At 47.6% G+C, this 16,412-nt stretch carries 18 protein-coding genes; 13 read left to right on the top strand and 5 right to left on the bottom strand.

Annotated features, from left to right (window positions below; genetic code table 11):
* The first annotated feature begins 156 nt into the window (after positions 1–156).
* From A3751_RS01100 to A3751_RS01115, 4 genes are read left to right on the top strand one after another with little or no spacing between them, the layout of a single operon-like run.
* Positions 157–468 carry a DUF1820 family protein gene (locus A3751_RS01100; protein WP_068451214.1) on the top strand — a complete coding sequence of 104 codons (312 nt, stop codon included), beginning with the start codon at positions 157–159 and terminating at the stop codon, positions 466–468.
* A gap of 16 nt (positions 469–484) precedes the next feature.
* A complete protein-coding gene (locus tag A3751_RS01105; RefSeq protein WP_068451218.1) occupies positions 485–901 on the top strand; it encodes an MAPEG family protein in 417 nt (138 codons plus the stop codon).
* Positions 868–1,602, top strand: a complete 735-nt coding sequence (trmH, locus tag A3751_RS01110; protein WP_369821215.1) for a tRNA (guanosine(18)-2'-O)-methyltransferase TrmH — start codon at positions 868–870, stop codon at positions 1,600–1,602. Before A3751_RS01105 ends, trmH begins: the two co-directional genes overlap by 34 nt.
* Complete coding sequence (locus A3751_RS01115; protein WP_068451224.1) at positions 1,599–2,927, top strand: MATE family efflux transporter; 1,329 nt, start codon at positions 1,599–1,601, stop codon at positions 2,925–2,927. The genes trmH and A3751_RS01115 overlap by 4 nt, the downstream gene beginning before the upstream one ends.
* Before the next feature lie 10 nt (positions 2,928–2,937).
* Here A3751_RS01115 and A3751_RS01120 read toward each other — a convergent pair whose 3' ends face one another.
* The 5 genes from A3751_RS01120 to cysD all read right to left on the bottom strand — a co-directional run bounded on the left by A3751_RS01120 (position 2,938) and on the right by cysD (position 7,488).
* Positions 2,938–3,384, bottom strand: a complete 447-nt coding sequence (locus tag A3751_RS01120) for a hypothetical protein (protein ID WP_068451229.1) — start codon at positions 3,382–3,384, stop codon at positions 2,938–2,940.
* On the bottom strand, positions 3,381–3,695 hold the full coding sequence (locus tag A3751_RS23815) for a Bor family protein (protein WP_068451233.1): 315 nt from the start codon (positions 3,693–3,695) through the stop codon (positions 3,381–3,383). The genes A3751_RS01120 and A3751_RS23815 overlap by 4 nt, the downstream gene beginning before the upstream one ends.
* Before the next feature lie 96 nt (positions 3,696–3,791).
* Entirely contained in the window at positions 3,792–4,808 is a 1,017-nt protein-coding gene (locus A3751_RS01130; protein ID WP_068451236.1) for a nucleoid-associated protein, read from the bottom strand.
* 69 nt (positions 4,809–4,877) lie between these two features.
* Entirely contained in the window at positions 4,878–6,506 is a 1,629-nt protein-coding gene (gene cysN, locus A3751_RS01135) for a sulfate adenylyltransferase subunit CysN (RefSeq protein WP_068451266.1), read from the bottom strand.
* A gap of 73 nt (positions 6,507–6,579) precedes the next feature.
* Positions 6,580–7,488, bottom strand: coding sequence for a sulfate adenylyltransferase subunit CysD (cysD, locus tag A3751_RS01140; RefSeq protein ID WP_068451239.1), 909 nt, complete (start codon positions 7,486–7,488; stop codon positions 6,580–6,582).
* Between the two features lie 237 nt (positions 7,489–7,725).
* On the opposite strand from cysD, the gene A3751_RS01145 reads away from it, so the two are divergent.
* From A3751_RS01145 to A3751_RS01185, 9 genes are all read left to right on the top strand, one after another.
* Positions 7,726–8,982 (top strand): glutamate-5-semialdehyde dehydrogenase, encoded by a 1,257-nt coding sequence (locus tag A3751_RS01145; RefSeq protein WP_068451243.1) that lies wholly within the window; start codon positions 7,726–7,728, stop codon positions 8,980–8,982.
* A 6-nt stretch (positions 8,983–8,988) separates the two neighbouring features.
* Entirely contained in the window at positions 8,989–9,612 is a 624-nt protein-coding gene (gene nadD / locus A3751_RS01150) for a nicotinate (nicotinamide) nucleotide adenylyltransferase (protein WP_068451246.1), read from the top strand.
* A 29-nt stretch (positions 9,613–9,641) separates the two neighbouring features.
* Positions 9,642–10,007 carry a ribosome silencing factor gene (gene rsfS / locus A3751_RS01155; RefSeq protein ID WP_068451250.1) on the top strand — a complete coding sequence of 122 codons (366 nt, stop codon included), beginning with the start codon at positions 9,642–9,644 and terminating at the stop codon, positions 10,005–10,007.
* Complete coding sequence (rlmH, locus tag A3751_RS01160) at positions 10,007–10,477, top strand: 23S rRNA (pseudouridine(1915)-N(3))-methyltransferase RlmH (protein WP_068451253.1); 471 nt, start codon at positions 10,007–10,009, stop codon at positions 10,475–10,477. Before rsfS ends, rlmH begins: the two co-directional genes overlap by 1 nt.
* 43 nt (positions 10,478–10,520) lie before the next feature.
* Complete coding sequence (mrdA, locus tag A3751_RS01165) at positions 10,521–12,392, top strand: penicillin-binding protein 2 (protein ID WP_255374871.1); 1,872 nt, start codon at positions 10,521–10,523, stop codon at positions 12,390–12,392.
* Positions 12,389–13,534 carry a rod shape-determining protein RodA gene (gene rodA, locus A3751_RS01170; RefSeq protein ID WP_197466083.1) on the top strand — a complete coding sequence of 382 codons (1,146 nt, stop codon included), beginning with the start codon at positions 12,389–12,391 and terminating at the stop codon, positions 13,532–13,534. The genes mrdA and rodA overlap by 4 nt, the downstream gene beginning before the upstream one ends.
* Before the next feature lie 107 nt (positions 13,535–13,641).
* Positions 13,642–14,610 (top strand): lytic murein transglycosylase B, encoded by a 969-nt coding sequence (gene mltB / locus A3751_RS01175; RefSeq protein ID WP_068451275.1) that lies wholly within the window; start codon positions 13,642–13,644, stop codon positions 14,608–14,610.
* Positions 14,607–15,446, top strand: coding sequence for a septal ring lytic transglycosylase RlpA family protein (locus tag A3751_RS01180; RefSeq protein ID WP_068451258.1), 840 nt, complete (start codon positions 14,607–14,609; stop codon positions 15,444–15,446). The genes mltB and A3751_RS01180 overlap by 4 nt, the downstream gene beginning before the upstream one ends.
* A 105-nt stretch (positions 15,447–15,551) precedes the next feature.
* The coding region (locus A3751_RS01185) for a D-alanyl-D-alanine carboxypeptidase family protein (RefSeq protein WP_156492158.1) at positions 15,552–16,412 on the top strand (861 nt) is incomplete at its 3' end.

Below are 16,412 nucleotides of genomic sequence, written 5' to 3' on the forward strand. Positions count from 1 at the left end.
AATTATAGCGCCCACGACGTCTGAATTATAGCGATTTTTTGTTTGTTTTGTGTCCGTTTTGTAGGCTGTTTTATAAGCGTTTAGGTCGCTTTCTGAGTCGTAATTTTGCTATGATTCGCCGCCCTCAAGATCGCTTAGGAAGTTGATAGTATTTTTATGCAGAGTAAGAAAACATACAAAGTCGTTTTTTATAATCAGGACGAAGTGTTCGAAATCTTCGCTTCGCACGTTTTTCCGTCTGATATGTATGGTTTCATAGAGGTTGAGGAAATTTTGTTTGGAGAGCGTTCGCAATTGCTTGTTGATCCGAGTGAAGAGCGGCTCAAGAATGAATTTGCGGGTGTTAATCGAACTTTTATTCCAATGAATGCCGTCGTCCGTATTGACGAGGTAGAGCAGTGCGGTACGCCGAAAGTTAAGCCTAGTCAGGTAACGCAATTTCCTGGCGGGCCTAGCACCAAAAAATAATAGTTAGGAGAAAATAATGGGTATTTCAATGTTGCGTTTTGCGCCTATGTACGCGGGTTTGCTAGCGATCTTGATTATATTTTTAGGCTATAGGGTAACGGTCTTTCGAAGAGCTGAAAAGAAAAGTACAGAGCAAACCGACTGTTCTGTTGCAATGCGCTGCGCCATCCGCGCGCATGCTAATGCGTTAGAAAACGTACCTTTAGCGTTATTGCTTCTTCTTATGTTGGAACTAAACCACCTAAACCCGATTTTGACGAATATTCTCGGGAGCATGTTGGTACTTGGTCGCGTTATGCATGCTTGGGGCTTGTCGCGTGTTGATGGGTTAAGCACTGGGCGCTTTTACGGAACGATTCTAACTTGGCTCTCTATCCTCGGTATGGCGGTACTAAATATTTGGATTATTCTCCTACGCCCATTTGTTATATGACTCCAGAGCGTTACCTTAAACTAAGGCAAACATTGGATCGCCGTCAGCCAGACCTAACGGTGCTGGCGGAGCAAATACATAAGCCTCGGAATATCGCCGCTTTGGTCAGAACCGGTGATGCGGTGGGCATGCATGAATTGCACATGGTCTGGCCTTGGGATAAGCACCGACCTTACTCCGGGACAGCCATGGGTAGTGATCGCTGGGTGAATATTCAGCGACATGAGTCCCTGCGAGACGGCATATCTCATCTCCAAGATCAATCTTATCAAGTATATGCTGCGCATTTGTCCAAGGAGGCAGTTGATTTTCGCGAAGTCGACTATACGCGTCCTTGTGCGATCCTAGTTGGCAATGAAAAACAAGGTGTAAGCGATGAGGCAGCTGAACTTGTCGACAGGCATATTATTATACCTATGATGGGAATGGTTGAATCGTTCAATGTGTCTGTAGCGGCAGCGATTATTCTTAGTGAAGCTCAGCGGCAGAGGCAGTCAGCGGGAATGTACGATAGACCTCGGCTTGATCGCCATGAGTATGAGCGGACATTCTTTCGTTGGGCGCACCCGAACATCGCCAAATATTGTCATGAGCATGAATTGGACTATCCTCCCGTTTCGCCAGACGACGGCGAAATCATCAATCCTTCACAATGGTATGCGCGAGTTCGCGCAGATAGACTGGATAATCCGAGCGAGTGATCACAAAGCTGGTTAAGTTGGCATTGCCAATGATCGTTGGTCAGTTGGCGTTTGCCTCAATGGGGTTCGTCGATACGGTCTTGCTTGGAAAACTTGGTGTCGAGGTCCTTGCAGGCGGGGCTTTGGGGACCATGGTGTTCCAGTTTTTTCATATCGTTGGCATAGGTGTGCTGACGGCTACAGCCAATCTTATTGCTTTTGAATTTGGTCAAAATAAAGCGGAGGGCATACACACCGCGCTGCTCTCAGGTGTCTGCTCGGTCTTAATATTGTCTCTGGTGTTTGGCTTGCTGATTGTGAACGCGACGCCGATTTTACTTGCCCTTGGTCAAGATCCAAATATTCTGCCGATTACCACCGCTTATCTTGATGTGGTGGTTTGGGCGTTGTTACCGGCATTTTGCTTTATTCTTTTGAGAAGCTTGGCTCTAGGGTTGGGGGATTCAAGTGCTGTTTTGCCGGTTAGCATTCTTGCAGCGGCATCCAACTATCCAATTAGCTATGCATTAATGACTGGTAGCTTCGGGCTTCCTGAAATGGGAGTGCAGGGCGTCGCAGCTGGAACGTTGATCGTCTCAATTATGATGGCCGTAGCGATGGCTGTTTTTATCTATCAGAAAGAGGCATTCAAGCCTTTCAAATTTTGGCGTGACTGGAAGCATTTTCGGGTTTCTAGTGTGATTGAGACCTATCGGCTTGGATTGCAAATTGCCATCGCGCATGCGATGGAGGTCGGAATGTTTTCAGCGGCTGCGTTATTGGTGGGTGCGATGGGGGCTCATGCTCTGGCAGCGCATCAAATTGTTCTGCAATGCGTGACGCTTTCGTTCATGCTGCCCTTAGGTTTGTCGCAGGCTGTATCGGTCAAGGTGGGGAAGCATTTCGGCGCAGGAAACCCGCACGAGACTAGACAGATTATTCAATATGGTTTGGTGATTGCGAGTGTAACTGCGACGTGCGCTGGGCTAGTGTTTTGGTTATTGCCGGATATGCTAGTTGCTTTTTTTGTGGATGATGAGCTCGCAGTACAGGAGTTCGAGTCTCTGCTAGCAACTGCAAGCTTAATGCTTTTTGTCGGTGCGCTTTTTCAGTTGGTTGACGGTTGGCAAGTTGTGCTTATGGGAGTGCTCCGAGGCTTTAAGCTTGGGGCGTCTCCAACTATTGTTGCGACAATTAGTTACTGGGGGCTAGGTTTCCCTGCTGCATATTTTTTGGGTGAGAAGTTTGGGCCCGTTGGTGTCTGGAGTGGCATGGGGTTGGGCTTGGGTTTGAGTGCGATCTTGCTTTTTGGTTTAGTTGTAAAAGCGTATAAAAAGGCCTTTTAGCTAAAAATTCTTATCGGCGCCGGTCTCTGCAAGAGTACTCAATGCTCCAGGGAGACCAGAGATCGAGAGCCCACGAATTTGCGTTGTATAGCAGGATATTGTCGGTCAGCCCGACGATGAAGTCTGTTGGTGTGACTTCGGTAGTAATTTGGTTCCATTCAAGGCCTGAACAATCGACTTTCAACTGAAGTGGGTTGCTGATTTCTGCTAGTGAAAATATCGCGTGGTGATACCAGCGACGATAACGGATGCTGCTTGCGGCATCGTATTGTAAATTTGGCATTGCATCAGAGTCTGAGAGCAAGCCAAGCGTCCAGTCAAAGCCGATGTCAGGGCTTGGATCAGGCACGACTGGCCCGTTTTCAAAGTGGATCACCGCGCAAGCTTGCAGGCATGCTGCACAAATAATCGGCGTTAAGCGTTTCGGGGCTTTATAAATCGCTTGAATTAGTTTCATTCCGCTACAACCTTTCTTTCGCACCAGACTTTTGCCGTTCGTGGCATATAGATACCGAGCGTTATTGTGGCGTAGAGAATGTCCATCGGCTCAAATTTTGTTTGCATTTGCACAACTGGCCGGCCGCGACAAATTTCTTGCGTGTTCACGCGGTGTTCGCCCAACATACCCCAAAAGAAGAACGGTTTACTTTCTTTATAATGAGGGCGATATAAGAAGTCTGGGTCGCCGCTCTCGGTAATTGTGATTGCGGCGCAGCCGCTTAAGAAGGCAAGGGCGAGAGTAAGAATGGTTAATCTAAGCGATTTCATTGTTTTTAGTGTAAGTTCGCGCTAAAAGTTGCTGCATTATACACACGGCATGGCCTTTAGCGCGTGATCCTGTTGTCATTCCGTATCAGACACTTGTTAGTCTTGTTTTTCTTTTAGATATTCGGTTAGTTGTTTTTTTAATGTTTTAGGAATCGATGTAATCGTGAGCGTGTCAGACTGTTCGTCGTAGAGGATTGTTTGCTGAAAAAGATCAGAAGAGAAAGAGAGGCTTAAACCATTTCCTTTGCCCGACATTCGCACGAGGTGCTTTAGTTTGCGTGTATCAGGGCGAAGCTCTTTCTCCGGGGCGATGCGCGCGCGCTCTTCTGCATATTGCGCAAAGCGAGAGGGTTGATTTTCATCTAGATAACCAGACAACTCTGTCAAGGGAACTGCCTCGCCAAGCTGCTGCTGTTCCACGCAAAAATCATAAGCGCGTTGTCTGACCTGTGTCGACTCTTCCGGTGAGCTGTCCTTGGTGTAACTAGCAAGCACTTCCATCAGTGTTTCGGTTTCTTTTTGTGTGTCTATACTGCTTTGGAAGCCGATGCTTTGAACGAAAGCTTCACCGAGTTTTGCCGCGCCGCGGCCCTTTATAACTGTAAGGTACGGAGAATGACCATCTCCTGATTGCCAAGAAGTTGCGTCGACCTTTACTGCTAGCTCCAGCTTGGATGTGTTCAGATAATCAACTGTGCTCAGGTTTTGGTCACTTTCAAGCATCAAGCCGCTTGAATCTTCCAAAAGGAAGATCCAGAAACGATCGCCGTCTGCGTGATCCTCGTCGATCATCAGTACATGCCGTTCCACAGATTCGGGCGTCTTATCAACTAACTCTTTTAGCTGGCTGAGATATTTTTCACTAAAGCTTAGAAAGCTTAAGCTGCCATTGATTACTTCTTGTAGCCAGGGCTTGAAGTGGCTTTCTGCGCTCTCGCTGTTAAATTCACCGAACAGTTTGCCTGCTCTAAACTGGAATAGTTTTTTAAATTGGCTAAAAAGCGCTTGGTGGTCTGCGTTAGGGGAATCTATTAAAGCCCCGTGAGTAATCGAGGAGGGCTGGTCGTCTTGCCAGCGAGTAAGTTTATGAAAAACAAGGTTGCGAATCGCCATAATGCCCTTTTAAAACGCTTAGCAGGTCGTGTCGGGCTGAGGTTGAAGAAGTAACCTCAGCCCGCATGATTAAAGATTTTTGAGGGCGGCAATGATATCAGCTTCTGAGTCAGCTGAAACCTTGTCATCAAAATCTTTTAGGTCTTGGGCTGCGACCACGACGATGAGTCCTGCATTATTCAATGCTTGTGCACATTTATTCAGTGCTTCCGAGCTCAATTCGTCTGCGCTAATGCAAATGGTGGTTTTACCAGCATCGAAGAGGCGTCGTTCTATCGCTCTTGCAAGCTCATTACCTTTTGAGCCAGTGGCCAGAATAGTTCTGCCGGTATGGCCGTAGCGACGCGTTTTTTCATCAGCGGTTACCGGAGTCCAATCATCACTAGCTGAATGATCAGTTTCTTCAACGATCATTCCTGCGCCCACCGTTACGTTACTAAGTCGGTCGATTAGAATGAATGAGCCGGTGTACTTGCTTTGATCATAAGGGTCAAAAACCACTTGTTGACTGAGCATAAGTTCGCACTTCGCGATTGTGTTCAGGTTGAGTTCTGTCGCCGGCTGCTCTTCAAATGTGTTTACATCAACGGCATGTTCAATTCTTCGAATAGATCCTGATGATGTGCTTGAACCTAGCTTAATATCGATTAGCTTTCCTGGTGAGATTGCGTCTTCGCTCATCCAGACAATGTTGGCTAAAAAGCTTTGGCTAACGCTAGGAATACTGTCTGATTTAACTAAAGTGTCGCCGCGCGAAACGTCAATCTCATCGTTTAGTGTGAGCGTAATTGCCTGTCCTGCAAAGGCGCTGCTTATGTCGCCATCATAGGTAACAATTGATTTCACGGTACTTCGCTTGTTCGAGGGAAGAGCGATGACTTCGTCACCTTTGTTGATTTCCCCGGACGCAATCGTGCCGCAGAATCCTCGAAAGTTTAGGTTGGGGCGATTTACATACTGAACAGGAAGTCGGAAGTCTTTAAAGTTTTTGTCGTCGGCTACCTTTACGTTCTCGAGGATCTGCATTAAAGGTTCGCCCTTGAACCACGGAGTAAGCTCACTATTCGTCAGAACGTTCGTGCCTTTCAGCGCTGAGATGGGTACAAAACGAATGTCATGCATACCCAGTTGAGAGGTAAAGCTAAGGTAGTCGTCTTTTATCTCGTTATAACGGCCTTCATTATAATCAACAAGATCCATTTTGTTGATGGCCACAACGACGTGCTTGATCCCTAATAAAGATGCGATGAAGCTATGGCGTCGAGTTTGGGTGAGCACTCCTTGGCGAGCATCAATCAATATGATTGCGAGATCGGCGGTCGAAGCGCCTGTCGCCATGTTACGCGTATACTGCTCGTGTCCAGGGGTGTCAGCAATAATAAACTTGCGCTTGGCCGTTGAAAAATAGCGATACGCGACATCGATTGTAATACCTTGCTCGCGCTCTGCTTGTAAGCCATCAACAAGAAGAGCGAGATCTATCTCGCCTTCGTTTGTGCCGCTTTTAACGCTGTCTTTGCGAATCGCTTCGAGCTGATCTTCGTAAATCATTTGCGAGTCGTGAAGGAGTCGACCGATGAGGGTGCTTTTGCCGTCGTCAACACTGCCGCAAGTAAGAAGGCGTAGAAGCTCTTTTTGCTCGTGTTGCTTTAGATATTCGTTGATGTCTTCACTAATTAATTCGGATTGGTGTGACATGTAATACTCTCTAGTTTGGCCGATAACGGCCTTGTCCATCTTGAATTGGTTGCTTGAGCGTCTTAAACAACGCCTAAAAATAGCCTTCGCGTTTCTTCTGCTCCATTGAGCCAGCCTGATCATGGTCGATAACGCGACCTTGGCGTTCTGAGCTTGTTGTAAGCAGCATTTCCTGGATGATGTCCGTCAGTGTGGCGGCTTCTGACTCTACTGCGCCAGTAAGCGGATAGCAGCCAAGGGTGCGGAATCGAACTGATTTCATCTCTGGGACTTCGCCCTCTTTGAGCGGCATGCGATCATCGTCGACCATAATGAGTGTGCCATCGCGCTCGACGACTGGACGCTTGGCTGCGAAGTAAAGTGGAACGAGCTCAATGCCCTCAAGGTGGATATATTGCCAGATATCTAGCTCTGTCCAGTTTGAGAGGGGGAATACTCGAATACTCTCTCCTTTATTGATTTTGCCGTTGTAAATGTTCCAAAGCTCTGGACGCTGGTTTTTGGGATCCCAGCGGTGGTTTTCGTCACGAAATGAATACACGCGCTCCTTTGCACGAGATTTCTCTTCATCGCGGCGAGCACCACCGAAAGCAGCATCAAATTTATACTTGTTCAATGCTTGTTTAAGCGCCTGGGTTTTCATGATGTCTGTGTGCTTCGCGCTCCCGTGAGTGAACGGACCCACGCCTGCATCAACACCTTCTTGATTGGTATGGACGATCAGATCGAACCCGTACTTCGCGACTGTTTCCTCGCGAAACGTGATCATTTCTTTAAACTTCCAAGTCGTGTCTACGTGCATTAATGGGAATGGCGGTTTTCCTGGGGCGAAAGCTTTCCTGGCGAGATGCAGCATCACCGCTGAATCTTTGCCAATGGAATAAAGCATAACGGGGTTGTCGAATTCTGCCGCAACTTCTCGAATAATGTGGATGCTCTCGGCTTCGAGTTGCTTTAGGTGCGTCATTTTGTGGTCAGACATAGTGTTTGTATCTCATAGCTAAGACGAAATGATCGATATTTGATTGGCGCACTATACCAGAAGCATTTATTCCTAAAAAACCTTTCAAGGCAATCTGGTCGTATCTTTTTGGAATATGTATATGCGTTTGTTTTTGCGTAAATTATGGATTCGTCATTCTGGTTAGAGGCGCGTATAATCGCTCTTTTCGATTTCACGGCAAGGCCTTGCCTTGATGTAATTCTGTTAGAGACACTCATGAACGTAAAAGAATATATGTCTGATCTGGGCCAATCGGCTCGTGCTGCTGCTGCGGAGATGGGCGCGGTAAGCACTGCAAAGAAAAATCGCGCTTTATTAGCAACCGCAGAAATACTGGATCAGCGTCGTGCTGATTTGGTCGCGGCGAATCAGCAAGATCTAGAAAATGGAAAGGCGAATGGGCTCGAACCGGCCATGCTCGATCGCTTGGAGCTGACCGTCGGTAGAATCGACACAATGATCGAAGGTCTCAAGCAAGTTGCAGCGCTCGCTGACCCTATCGGCGTTATAAACGATTTGAAATACATGCCTTCCGGTATTCAAGTGGGCAAAATGCGTGTACCGCTTGGCGTGATTGGTATCATTTATGAGTCGCGACCGAATGTAACGGTTGAGGCTGCAAGTCTTTGTATTAAGTCCGGTAATGCAACGATTCTTCGTGGTGGTTCCGAGGCGATTCATTCGAATCAAGCTGTGGCAGCGTGTATTGCAGAGGGGCTCAAAATAGCAGGTCTGCCCGAGACAGCTGTGCAGGTAGTCGAGACGACTGATCGTGCGGCAGTAGGTGAGATGATTACCATGCCTGAGTATGTTGATGTCATTGTACCTCGCGGAGGCAAGGGCTTGATCGAGCGTATCAGTCGTGATTCAAAAGTAACCGTGATTAAACATCTGGATGGGATTTGTCACGTCTATCTTGATGAGTTTGCAGACGCGGAAAAAGCACAGAGCATAGCGATTAATGCGAAGACCCATCGTTACGGTACATGCAATACGATGGAAACCTTGCTCGTTGACGCAGCAAGGGCGAAAGAGCTTCTTCCGCGTTTAGAAGCTGCATATAACGACATAGGTGTTGAGCTTCGCGGATGCTCGAAAACGCAAGCGATTCTTTCCAATTGCGTTGCAGCAACTGAGCAGGATTGGGAAACGGAATATTTGGCGCCAATACTGTCGATTAAGGTTGTCAGTTCGCTTGATGAGGCGATAGCGCATATTAATCGTTATGGTTCGCACCACACCGACTCTATCGTTACAGAGAATTACACTCGTGGTCGTGAGTTTTTGACTCGTGTTGACTCGAGCTCGGTGATGATTAACGCCTCTACGCGCTTTGCGGATGGGTTTGAATACGGGCTGGGGGCGGAGATTGGAATTTCTACGGATAAAATTCATGCGCGCGGGCCAGTTGGTCTTGAGGGGCTAACATCAGAGAAGTATGTTGTTCTTGGTGACGGGCACGTGCGTAGTTAGTCATTAATGAAGATTATTTTCGGTGGCAGCTTTGACCCGATTCATATCGGGCATCTAAGAATCGCAACGGAGCTTTCTGAGGCGTTCTCGGGTCGCTGTGTAGATATTGTTCCGTGTAAGATTCCTCTTCATAAATCCCAGCTAAACGTGTCGGCTGAAGCTCGTCTGTCTTTGATTCAGGCCGCAGTAGAAGGCGACGCCCGCCTTGCTGTGAACGCCTGCGAGCTTGAGAGAGAGGGTGTGAGTGACTCTTTTACCACTCTAAGCAAGCTCTCGAAGGGTGGGAACTCGCCAATCGTAATGGCAATTGGTACCGATTCAGCCTTGGGTTTGGATTCCTGGTATAAAGCAGACGAGCTTGCCGAGCTTTGTCATATGGTTGTCTTGAAGCGACCTGACTACTCAAGCTTTGAGCTAGAGGACGTTTTTCGTCGATTGGGCTTCGAGTTCGCCAGCACTGTGGCAGAATTGGAAGAATGTGGAGCAGGCAAGGTGTATTTGCTTGACGTGACGCAGCTCGAAATCTCGAGTTCTGTCATTAGACGTAAAATAGCTCAAAATTTGAGCATTAAATATCTCGTTCCTGATGCGGTTCATCAGATTATCTGTAATAATCGCCTTTATTATTAATCTCTGTCGTGAGGTATAGCCTGACAAATATGCAAGCAGAAGAAATGAAAGACCTCGTTATTGAAGCGCTTGAAGACCTGAAAGCCGACAATATAAGCATCCTCGATGTTAAGCCCCGTACCAGCGTAACCGATTTTATGGTGATCGCGTCCGGAACCTCCTCTAGACATGTCAAATCCCTAGCAGATAACGTAATAAGCGAAGCAAAAGACCGCGGGATCAAACCTGTGGGTATTGAAGGCGAGTCAAGCTCAGATTGGATCTTGGTCGACTTAGGTGGCGTGGTTGTGCACGTTATGATGCCGGCAACGCGCACGTTTTATGATTTAGAGCGTTTTTGGCTCGGCTCCGCTGACGAAGGGGTAATGCCCACGGATAGTGCTCGACTAAACTAATGAAAGTTAAGGTTATCGCGGTTGGCACGAAGATGCCTAAATGGGTCGTAGCGGGAACTGAAGAATTTTCGAAGCGACTTCCGCGAGAACTGAAGTTGGAGTTTGTCGAAATTCCCTTGGGGAATCGTTCGAAGGGGGCAGATCTCAAGCGAGCGATTCAGTCTGAGAGTAATGCGATTTTAACCTCTATTGCCGATCGAGACTGGGTCGTGGCGCTAGAAGTGAAAGGCAAGCCTTGGACTACTGAGCAGGTGGCTTGCGAACTCGAAAGTTGGCAGATGCGCGGCGATAATGTGTGTCTGCTGGTGGGAGGGCCGGATGGCCTTAGTGACGAGTGTCGCGATAGAGCAAACCAACAATGGTCGCTCTCACCTTTGACACTTCCTCATCCTCTAGTAAGGATTCTTTTAGCGGAACAGCTTTACCGCGCCTACTCAATCAATCAAAATCATCCCTACCATCGAGCCTAGCAGTTCGAAATAAGAACATAATTAAACAGGGCATCCTTCCTTCGTGCGCAATACCCATCATATTAAAGACGCGAACCGTGAAAAAAGTATTTTCGCAGTTCGCAGTGTTATTGCGCTGCTCATTGTTTTGGCAATGCTGGTGGGTCTTGTTGTTCGTATGTATCACTTGCAGGTGACGAATCACGGTCACTACCAAACGCTCTCCGATAAAAACAGGATGCAGCTGCGTTCTGTTGCGCCAACGAGAGGGCTGATCTATGACCGTAACGGAGTGCTTCTAGCTGATAATCGCACCATCTCCAGCTTGGCCATCATTCCTGAGTTGGTGGATGACCTTGATGTGTTGATCGAACGTCTGGAGGCTATCATCGATATTGATGAGCGCTACATTCAAGGGTTTCACAAGCGCTTAAAGCGCCCGCGCAGACCCTACCAGGCCGTTATCTTGAAGAGTAATTTGGATGAGCAGGAAGTGGCGAGGATTGAGGTTCGTCGGCACAATTTGCTAGGTGTTGAGATAGAGGCGGAGCTAGCAAGATTCTATCCGCTTGGGGAGATGACCGCGCACTCTGTTGGCTATGTCGGACGAATTAATGAAAGAGAGCTTGAGAAGCTGGATCAAGGCAATTATTCGGCAACGAACTATATCGGCAAGGTTGGAGTAGAGCGTTTTTATGAGGGAGAATTGCATGGAACGGTTGGCTTTGAAACAGTAGAAATTAACGCTAGCAATCGAATTTTAAGGAGTCTTGATCAGGTCGAGCCCGAACCCGGAAAAGACCTTGTGTTGCATCTGGATTCGCGCTTACAAGCTCGAGCGATCGAGCTTTTAGAGGGGCGCCGCGCTGCGTTAGTTGCAATTGAACCGTCGACTGGGGGAATTATTGCCCAAGTAAGTACGCCGAGCTATGACCCGAATAAGTTTGTCACTGGAATCGATCACAAAAGTTATGCCGAGTTAAGAGACTCTCTCGACACGCCTCTGTTCAACCGTGCTTTAAAAGGTCAGTACCCGCCGGGGTCTACGATAAAACAAGTGATTGGTTTGGCGGGGCTTGATACTGGGGCAACTACAGTTGATTACACGATTATGGATTATGGTCGTTACCAGCTCAAGAATGATGAAAGAATCTATCGTGATTGGAAGCGAGAAGGGCATGGCAAGGTCAATTTGCTGGATTCGATTGCTCAGTCGTGTGATGTCTATTTTTATGATCTAGCGTTCAAGCTCGGCGTCGATGAAATGTCCCGTTACCTTGGTTACTTTGGTTTTGGTGAGAATCGCGCGCTCGATGTGTCAGAAGCGCGTTCAGGTATCTTGCCCAGCCGAGAGTGGAAGCGCGCTTGGCGTGGCTTAGCTTGGTACCCGGGAGATTCGCTTAATATGGGGATTGGTCAGGGCTTTATGCTGGCTACGCCGATGCAGCTAGCCACAATGACTGCAACGCTTGCGAGTCGAGGGGTATGGAAGGCGCCTCGATTGCTCAAAAGTACCAAGGATGGATCTATCGTGTTGAATCAGCGCGTTGACCAAGGTCAGGATATTAAGCTCAATAAACCGGACTTATGGGAGTATATCGTCGACACTTTGGAGGCCGTTATGCATTCAAAAAAAGGCACGGCGAGAGGAAGTGGGCGTAATGCCGAGTATCGTATCGCAGGGAAGACGGGAACAGCTCAAGTGGTCGCAATTGCTCAAGGCGAAGAATATGACGCGGAAGCGCTCGCTGAGCGGCACCGTGATCATGCATTGTTTATCGGCTTTGCACCGGCGGACGACCCTCAAATAGCTGTGGCCGTTGTAGTTGAGAATGGTGGTGGCGGAAGCAGCACGGCAGCGCCGATTGCGCGAGCACTGTTCGATGAATGGATTTTAAAGTTGTCTCATGACGACGAATTGGTAGGGCTGCGATGAGGGGTGATTTTTTAAGGCATATGCCTGGAGCGGAGCACCACTTAGGCAAAGGAAAATCGCTCTTCTATCGGCTGCATATTGATCCTATATTGCTCTGTCTTCTACTGGTGCTCGCTGTAGTTGGTCTTGCAATTCTTTATAGTGCGAGTGGCGAAAGCTGGGTGCATGTAGAGCGTCAGGCCATCCGTTTTGTAGCCGCCTTCGGTGTCATGATAGTGGTCGCTCAGTTCGAACCCAGTTTTTTCAAGCGTTGGTCAGTGGTGTTGTTTGTTCTAGGTGTGCTAGCACTTTTGGGCGTGATGTTTTATGGGGTCGGCGCAAAAGGGGCTCAGCGTTGGTTGCAGTTACCTGGCTTGCCCCGTTTTCAGCCATCGGAGTTGATGAAATTGATCGTGCCGATGATGGCTGCGTGGTATTTATCAAGCCGCTATTTGCCGCCGAGCTTTAAAGATGTGTTAGGCGCTCTTTTTCTCATTTTTGTTCCTGTTTTTTTGATCGTGCAGCAACCAGATCTTGGTACCTCCATCCTTATCGCTTCTGCTGGTCTTTTTGTCATTTTGTTTGCTGGTATATCTTGGAAGATAGTGACAGGTTTTGCGGTGATTGTTGCGTCTTTCGCTCCAATTATGTGGACGTTTGTCATGCGTGATTACCAGAAGCAGCGGGTACTTACCTTTTTGGATCCCGAGAGCGATCCTTTGGGCGCCGGGTGGAATATCATTCAATCGAAGACGGCGATCGGGTCTGGAGGTCTGACCGGAAAAGGCTGGATGGAAGGTACGCAATCCCAGTTAAATTTTCTTCCGGAAAGTCATACCGATTTTATTATTGCGGTTTGTGCCGAAGAGTTTGGTTTTTTGGGCGTGCTTGGTCTGTTGTTCTTGTATTTTTTAATTGTTGTAAGAGGCTTATATATCGCCGTTAAAGCGCAGGATTCGTATAGCCGATTGCTAGCTGGAAGCCTGATATTGACGTTCTTTGTTTATGTGTTTGTAAACATTGGTATGGTGAGCGGTATCCTCCCGGTTGTTGGAGTTCCACTTCCACTAGTCAGCTATGGCGGTACTTCAGTCATTACATTGATGGCGGCTTTCGGCGTTATCATGTCCATTCATACTCATCGCCGATTTTTGTCGCGCTAAAGCCTACCAAATCTTAATTAGAAAGTTGCCCATGATCGTAGCCATGGATGTTGAGCTCGCACTACACTAAGCCCTCATTTCTTCAAGATAACGGATGTAGTGTGAAAATGAAGTTTGTCGGTCTTTTGGTGCTAATGGTTTTTGCGTCTGGAGTGGTTCGGGCGGATTATTCTGAGCACCCTCTTGCGCAGTCGTTTATCGATAAGATGGTTAATGAACACGGGTTTGAAGAGGGGTTTTTGCGGGATACTCTGAAGCAGGCTGAGCGAAAAGAATCTATTTTGAAAGCCATTTCTCGGCCCGCGGAGAAGAGACTCAATTGGGCAGAGTATTCAAAGATCTTTTTAACTGAGAAGCGTATCCGTTTCGGCAAAGAGTTTATGCTCAAATATGCAGCTGTGCTCGAGCGCGCAGAGTCGGAGTTTGGAGTCCCTAAAGAGATCATTACGGCAATTATCGGCGTAGAAACTCGGTATGGACAGAACAAGGGAAGTTATCGTGTTCTCGATGCGCTTACAACGCTAGGGTTTGACTATGAACCGCGTGGCAAATTCTTTACGAAAGAATTGACTCAGATGTTCCTGCTGGCGCGTGAGCAGGGTTTTAACGTTGCCGATCTGAAAGGTTCCTATGCGGGCGCGATGGGCTACGGCCAATTTATCTCTAGCAGTTATCGGCATTACGCTGTTGACTTTGATGGTGATGGGGTTGTTGATATTTTGAATAACCCGGTAGATGCCATTGGCAGCGTTGCGAATTACTTTAAAGAGCATCGTTGGCATGAGGGAAAACCGGTTGCTGAAAGGGCTGACTTATCTGATCTTGATTACCAAGGACTGCTGAACAAAAGCTTGAAGCCGAAATATCAGATGGCCGACCTAAGAGCGAAGGGTTTGCTTGGTTTTGAAGAGGTTCCTGATGACGCGGCGGTTAAGATTTTAGACTTGCAAGGCGATGAGGGACAAGAAACATGGTTGGCATGGCATAATTTTTACGTAATTACGCGCTATAACCATAGTCATTTATATGCGATGGCCGTCTATCAGCTCTCTAAAGAGATTTTTGAGGCCAGATGATTCGCGTCGTTGCTGTAGTTGTTGCGTGTGTTGTTTTGGTTGCATGCTCAACGAAACCGAGTCGATATAAAATTGACCAAGATGCAGAGCCATCTGGTCAGTTTGATGCGAGTAATGTCCCGTTGGTTGAGCCCAAGTGGGAGCCCTTAAGTCGGCAGGGGAATTCGGCGACTTACGAGGTTCGAGGGAAGACTTATCGGGTGCTCGCGGCAGACGCGGCGTATCAAGAGGAAGGTTATGCCTCTTGGTATGGCCTTAAGTTCCACGGTGAGCTCACATCAAATGGCGAAATTTATGATATGTATAGCTTTTCAGCGGCGCATAAATCCTTGCCTCTTCCAAGTTATGTTCAAGTAACTAACCTAGAAAACAACCGTCAGTTAGTGGTTAGAATAAACGATCGAGGGCCCTTTCATAGTGACCGAATTATTGATCTGTCCTATGCTGCAGCAATCAAGCTAGGCTTTAAAGACAAGGGTACGGCACGAGTTCAACTTGAGCGATTAATGACCCAGCCAACGAGTAAAAAATCGCCACAGAATTCGGGCGTTGGCTCGGCTGTCGTTGTAGAAGATCGGTTAGCGCCATTTTTACAGGTGGCCGCGTTTTCGAGCTACGATCTGGCAGAGGCCATGAGAAAGAGAACGGAAGCTGTGCTCAAAGGCCAAACTGTTTTTTTAGCGGATACAGAGACAGATCGAGGTCTTTTGTATCGTGTTCGAGTGGGGCCCTTTGAATCAGAAAGTGTAGCCAAAAAGGCTGCGCTCGTGTTAACGAAGGAAGGAATTGGTAAGCCACAAGTTATTACTCGTTCGATAAAGGCGCCCGACGCCTAATAAGTCACGTTGAATCAATGTTCTCGGGTGATTCGCAAGGCCATATACGCTAGACTTGCGAAACACAAATCGTAAAATAAATTTTAGGGGTTTTTAGGTATTTCAATGATGAGAATACTCCGTTTCAGCAGCACGTTTACTTCACTTTTGTTGCTAGCTCTTTTTGCTTCCTCGGCGGCTTCGAAGCCGGCGCTGATACCCGCACCGCCTCAGGTTGGCGCAAGTTCGTACGTTTTGATGGATGCGACAACGGGCGAAATAATTATTGAGGAAAATGCTAACGAGTCATTGCCGCCGGCAAGCCTTACCAAGATGATGACGGCTTATATCGTCGAGAGTGAAATCGCTCAAGGCAATGTGTCGTTAACGGACGAGGTACCCGTTAGCGTTAAAGCATGGCGCACGGGGGGCTCTAAAATGTTCATCAAAGAAGGCACGAAAGTCCTTCTTGAGGATCTATTGAAAGGCGTCATCATTCAATCAGGTAACGATGCAAGTATTGCGCTTGCAGAATACCTCGCTGGTAGCGAAGAGGCGTTCGCCGACATTATGAATCAGCAGGCTATCCAGCTTGGTATGACGGGCTCGAATTTTATGAATGCCACTGGTTTACCATCGGATAGTCACTACTCTACTGCGCATGATATGGCTCTGCTGGCAAAAGCAATTATCCAGCATTACCCAGAGCAATACGCGGTTTATAAAGAAAAGTACTTTACGTACAACAATATTCGGCAGCCTAACCGGAATCGTCTTTTGTGGCGGGATAAATCAGTCGACGGCTTGAAGACCGGGCACACTGAAGAAGCGGGTTATTGTTTAGTGTCCTCTGCCAAACGCGATGATATGCGATTGATCAGTGTGGTCATGGGTACTTCTAGTGAAGAAGCAAGGGTGAAAGAAACTCAAAAATTACTAAATTATGGTTTCCGATATTATGAGACAACGCCGCTTTACACGGCTGGA

This window comes from Oleiphilus sp. HI0080, assembly GCF_001635135.1.

Coding starts and splice junctions, on each gene's coding strand:
- cysN (WP_068451266.1), bottom strand. CDS start 6,506: ATGTCACACCAATCCGAATTAATTAGTGAAGACATCAACGAATATCTA.
- nadD (WP_068451246.1), top strand. CDS start 8,989: ATGAAGATTATTTTCGGTGGCAGCTTTGACCCGATTCATATCGGGCAT.
- A3751_RS01130 (WP_068451236.1), bottom strand. CDS start 4,808: ATGGCGATTCGCAACCTTGTTTTTCATAAACTTACTCGCTGGCAAGAC.
- cysD (WP_068451239.1), bottom strand. CDS start 7,488: ATGTCTGACCACAAAATGACGCACCTAAAGCAACTCGAAGCCGAGAGC.
- A3751_RS01145 (WP_068451243.1), top strand. CDS start 7,726: ATGAACGTAAAAGAATATATGTCTGATCTGGGCCAATCGGCTCGTGCT.
- rodA (WP_197466083.1), top strand. CDS start 12,389: ATGAGGGGTGATTTTTTAAGGCATATGCCTGGAGCGGAGCACCACTTA.
- rlmH (WP_068451253.1), top strand. CDS start 10,007: ATGAAAGTTAAGGTTATCGCGGTTGGCACGAAGATGCCTAAATGGGTC.
- A3751_RS01180 (WP_068451258.1), top strand. CDS start 14,607: ATGATTCGCGTCGTTGCTGTAGTTGTTGCGTGTGTTGTTTTGGTTGCA.
- A3751_RS01105 (WP_068451218.1), top strand. CDS start 485: ATGGGTATTTCAATGTTGCGTTTTGCGCCTATGTACGCGGGTTTGCTA.
- rsfS (WP_068451250.1), top strand. CDS start 9,642: ATGCAAGCAGAAGAAATGAAAGACCTCGTTATTGAAGCGCTTGAAGAC.
- A3751_RS01120 (WP_068451229.1), bottom strand. CDS start 3,384: ATGAAACTAATTCAAGCGATTTATAAAGCCCCGAAACGCTTAACGCCG.
- mltB (WP_068451275.1), top strand. CDS start 13,642: ATGAAGTTTGTCGGTCTTTTGGTGCTAATGGTTTTTGCGTCTGGAGTG.
- A3751_RS01100 (WP_068451214.1), top strand. CDS start 157: ATGCAGAGTAAGAAAACATACAAAGTCGTTTTTTATAATCAGGACGAA.
- A3751_RS23815 (WP_068451233.1), bottom strand. CDS start 3,695: ATGAAATCGCTTAGATTAACCATTCTTACTCTCGCCCTTGCCTTCTTA.